At 52.0% G+C, this 4816-nt stretch carries 2 rRNA genes; both read right to left on the reverse strand.

Annotation, left to right across the window (positions count from 1 at the left end):
• Window positions 1–2: 2 nt before the first annotated feature.
• Window positions 3–2931, reverse strand: a 23S ribosomal RNA gene (locus G4D61_RS17695).
• Window positions 2932–3260: 329 nt separating this feature from the next.
• Window positions 3261–4813, reverse strand: a 16S ribosomal RNA gene (locus tag G4D61_RS17700).
• Together the 16S and 23S rRNA genes form the textbook arrangement of a ribosomal RNA operon.
• Between the last annotated feature and the right edge of the window lie 3 nt (window positions 4814–4816).

Raw genomic sequence — 4816 nt, forward strand, 5'->3', positions numbered from 1 at the left:
TTTTGGTTAAGTCCTCGATCGATTAGTATTCGTCAGCTCCACGTGTCGCCACGCTTCCACCTCGAACCTATCTACCTGATCATCTTTCAGGGATCTTACTAGTTAAACTATGGGAAATCTCATCTTGAGGGGGGCTTCATGCTTAGATGCTTTCAGCACTTATCCCTTCCGCACATAGCTACCCAGCGATGCCTTTGGCAAGACAACTGGTACACCAGCGGTGCGTCCATCCCGGTCCTCTCGTACTAAGGACAGCTCCTCTCAAATTTCCTACGCCCACGACGGATAGGGACCGAACTGTCTCACGACGTTCTGAACCCAGCTCGCGTACCGCTTTAATGGGCGAACAGCCCAACCCTTGGGACCGACTACAGCCCCAGGATGCGATGAGCCGACATCGAGGTGCCAAACCTCCCCGTCGATGTGGACTCTTGGGGGAGATAAGCCTGTTATCCCCAGGGTAGCTTTTATCCGTTGAGCGATGGCCCTTCCATGCGGAACCACCGGATCACTAAGCCCGACTTTCGTCCCTGCTCGACTTGTAGGTCTCGCAGTCAAGCTCCCTTCTGCCTTTACACTCTGCGAATGATTTCCAACCATTCTGAGGGAACCTTTGGGCGCCTCCGTTACCTTTTAGGAGGCGACCGCCCCAGTCAAACTGCCCACCTGACACTGTCTCCCACCCCGATCAGGGGTGCGGGTTAGAAGTTCAATACAGCCAGGGTAGTATCCCACCGACGCCTCCACCGAAGCTGGCGCTCCGGTTTCTCAGGCTCCTACCTATCCTGTACAAGCTGTACCAAAATTCAATATCAGGCTACAGTAAAGCTCCATGGGGTCTTTCCGTCCTGTCGCGGGTAACCTGCATCTTCACAGGTACTATAATTTCACCGAGTCTCTCGTTGAGACAGTGCCCAGATCGTTACACCTTTCGTGCGGGTCAGAACTTACCTGACAAGGAATTTCGCTACCTTAGGACCGTTATAGTTACGGCCGCCGTTTACTGGGGCTTCAGTTCAGAGCTTCGCTTACGCTAACCCCTCTCCTTAACCTTCCAGCACCGGGCAGGTGTCAGCCCCTATACTTCGCCTTGCGGCTTCGCAGAGACCTGTGTTTTTGCTAAACAGTCGCCTGGGCCTATTCACTGCGGCTCTCTCGGGCTTGCACCCTATCAGAGCACCCCTTCTCCCGAAGTTACGGGGTCATTTTGCCGAGTTCCTTAACGAGAGTTCTCTCGCTCACCTTAGGATTCTCTCCTCGCCTACCTGTGTCGGTTTGCGGTACGGGCACCTTTCACCTCGCTAGAGGATTTTCTTGGCAGTGTGGAATCAGGAACTTCGGTACTATATTTCCCTCGCCATCACAGCTCCGCTTTAGAATGAAGGATTTGCCTCCACTCCAGCCTAACTGCTTGGACGCAGCAATCCAATACTGCGCTTACCCTATCCTCCTGCGTCCCCCCATCGCTCAAACGGTGAAGAGGTGGTACAGGAATATCAACCTGTTGTCCATCGCCTACGCCTTTCGGCCTCGGCTTAGGTCCCGACTAACCCTGAGCGGACGAGCCTTCCTCAGGAAACCTTAGGCATTCGGTGGAAGGGATTCTCACCCTTCTTTCGCTACTCATACCGGCATTCTCACTTCTAAGCGCTCCACCAGTCCTTACGGTCTAGCTTCAACGCCCTTAGAACGCTCTCCTACCACGGACACCTACGGTGTCCATCCACAGCTTCGGTGATACGTTTAGCCCCGGTACATTTTCGGCGCAGAGTCACTCGACCAGTGAGCTATTACGCACTCTTTGAATGGTGGCTGCTTCTAAGCCAACATCCTGGTTGTCTAAGCAACTCCACATCCTTTTCCACTTAACGTATACTTTGGGACCTTAGCTGGTGGTCTGGGCTGTTTCCCTTTTGACCATGGATCTTATCACTCACAGTCTGACTCCCAAGGATAAGTCTTTGGCATTCGGAGTTTATCTGAATTCGGTAACCCGATGAGGGCCCCTAGTCCAAACAGTGCTCTACCTCCAAGACTCTTACCTTGAGGCTAGCCCTAAAGCTATTTCGGAGAGAACCAGCTATCTCCAAGTTCGATTGGAATTTCTCCGCTACCCACACCTCATCCCCGCACTTTTCAACGTGCGTGGGTTCGGGCCTCCAGTAAGTGTTACCTTACCTTCACCCTGGACATGGGTAGATCACCTGGTTTCGGGTCTACGACCTCATACTCATTCGCCCTATTCAGACTCGCTTTCGCTACGGCTCCGCTTCATCAGCTTAACCTCGCATGAAATCGTAACTCGCCGGTTCATTCTACAAAAGGCACGCCATTACCCATTAACGGGCTTTGACTACTTGTAGGCACACGGTTTCAGGATCTCTTTCACTCCCCTCCCGGGGTGCTTTTCACCTTTCCCTCACGGTACTGGTTCACTATCGGTCACTAGGGAGTATTTAGCCTTAGGAGATGGTCCTCCCAGATTCCGACGGGATTCCTCGTGTCCCGCCGTACTCAGGATCCACTCGGGAGAGAACGAAGTTTTGATTACAGGGTTTTTACCTTCTGTGACGGGCCTTTCCAGACCGCTTCATCTACTTCGCTCTTTTGTGACTCCCATATGAGTGTCCTACAACCCCAAGAGGCAAGCCTCTTGGTTTGGGCTGTTTCCGTTTCGCTCGCCGCTACTCAGGAAATCGCGTTTGCTTTCTCTTCCTCTGGGTACTTAGATGTTTCAGTTCCCCAGGTCTGCCATTCTTACCCTATGTATTCAGGTAAGAATACTATCCCATTACGGATAGTGGGTTCCCCCATTCGGAAATCTCCGGATCAAAGCTTACGTACAGCTCCCCGAAGCATATCGGTGTTAGTACCGTCCTTCATCGGCTCCTAGTGCCAAGGCATCCACCGTGCGCCCTTAACAACTTAACCTTACAGCTAATGATAAGCGTTGAATTTCTTCAACCATAATCATTTGCTAATTTAAAAAAATGGATATTATCCATAAAGTGGCGATTCTCGGTTTACTTGGTTTCTTCTCATATCTAGTTTTCAAAGAACATTTTATCTCATGAAGGATTGAACCTTCAAAACTGAACAAAACGGAAACGTCTTTCGTATAATGTCTAGCTCCAGCGCCTAACTCCTCGAGGTCAAATAACCTTCTGCCAATCAAGTCAAACTACAGACTTACTTGTCAGAAGAACATTTGCTTGTCGGAGTTAACCAAGGCGCTTGCGCCTTTCAATTAAATTCCTTAGAAAGGAGGTGATCCAGCCGCACCTTCCGATACGGCTACCTTGTTACGACTTCACCCCAATCATCTGTCCCACCTTCGGCGGCTGGCTCCAAAAGGTTACCTCACCGACTTCGGGTGTTACAAACTCTCGTGGTGTGACGGGCGGTGTGTACAAGGCCCGGGAACGTATTCACCGCGGCATGCTGATCCGCGATTACTAGCGATTCCAGCTTCATGCAGGCGAGTTGCAGCCTGCAATCCGAACTGAGAATGGTTTTATGGGATTGGCTTAACCTCGCGGTCTCGCAGCCCTTTGTACCATCCATTGTAGCACGTGTGTAGCCCAGGTCATAAGGGGCATGATGATTTGACGTCATCCCCACCTTCCTCCGGTTTGTCACCGGCAGTCACCTTAGAGTGCCCAACTGAATGCTGGCAACTAAGGTCAAGGGTTGCGCTCGTTGCGGGACTTAACCCAACATCTCACGACACGAGCTGACGACAACCATGCACCACCTGTCACTCTGTCCCCCGAAGGGGAAGGCCCTATCTCTAGGGAGGTCAGAGGATGTCAAGACCTGGTAAGGTTCTTCGCGTTGCTTCGAATTAAACCACATGCTCCACCGCTTGTGCGGGCCCCCGTCAATTCCTTTGAGTTTCAACCTTGCGGTCGTACTCCCCAGGCGGAGTGCTTAATGCGTTAGCTGCAGCACTAAAGGGCGGAAACCCTCTAACACTTAGCACTCATCGTTTACGGCGTGGACTACCAGGGTATCTAATCCTGTTTGCTCCCCACGCTTTCGCGCCTCAGCGTCAGTTACAGACCAGAGAGTCGCCTTCGCCACTGGTGTTCCTCCACATCTCTACGCATTTCACCGCTACACGTGGAATTCCACTCTCCTCTTCTGCACTCAAGTCTTCCAGTTTCCAATGACCCTCCACGGTTGAGCCGTGGGCTTTCACATCAGACTTAAAAGACCGCCTGCGCGCGCTTTACGCCCAATAATTCCGGACAACGCTTGCCACCTACGTATTACCGCGGCTGCTGGCACGTAGTTAGCCGTGGCTTTCTGGTTAGGTACCGTCAAGGTACCGCCCTATTCGAACGATACTTGTTCTTCCCTAACAACAGAGTTTTACGATCCGAAGACCTTCTTCACTCACGCGGCGTTGCTCCGTCAGACTTTCGTCCATTGCGGAAGATTCCCTACTGCTGCCTCCCGTAGGAGTTTGGGCCGTGTCTCAGTCCCAATGTGGCCGATCACCCTCTCAGGTCGGCTACGCATCGTTGCCTTGGTGAGCCGTTACCTCACCAACTAGCTAATGCGCCGCGGGTCCATCTGTAAGTGATAGCCGAAGCCATCTTTCAATCTCTCTCCATGCGGAGAGAAAAGTTATCCAGTATTAGCCCCGGTTTCCCGGAGTTATCCTAGTCTTACAGGCAGGTTACCCACGTGTTACTCACCCGTCCGCCGCTAACTGATCAAAAGCAAGCTCTTCATCAGTTCGCTCGACTTGCATGTATTAGGCACGCCGCCAGCGTTCGTCCTGAGCCAGGATCAAACTCTCCAAAAAGAT

Source organism: Heyndrickxia ginsengihumi, assembly GCF_011008565.1.
GTDB lineage: Bacteria > Bacillota > Bacilli > Bacillales > Bacillaceae_C > Weizmannia > Weizmannia ginsengihumi.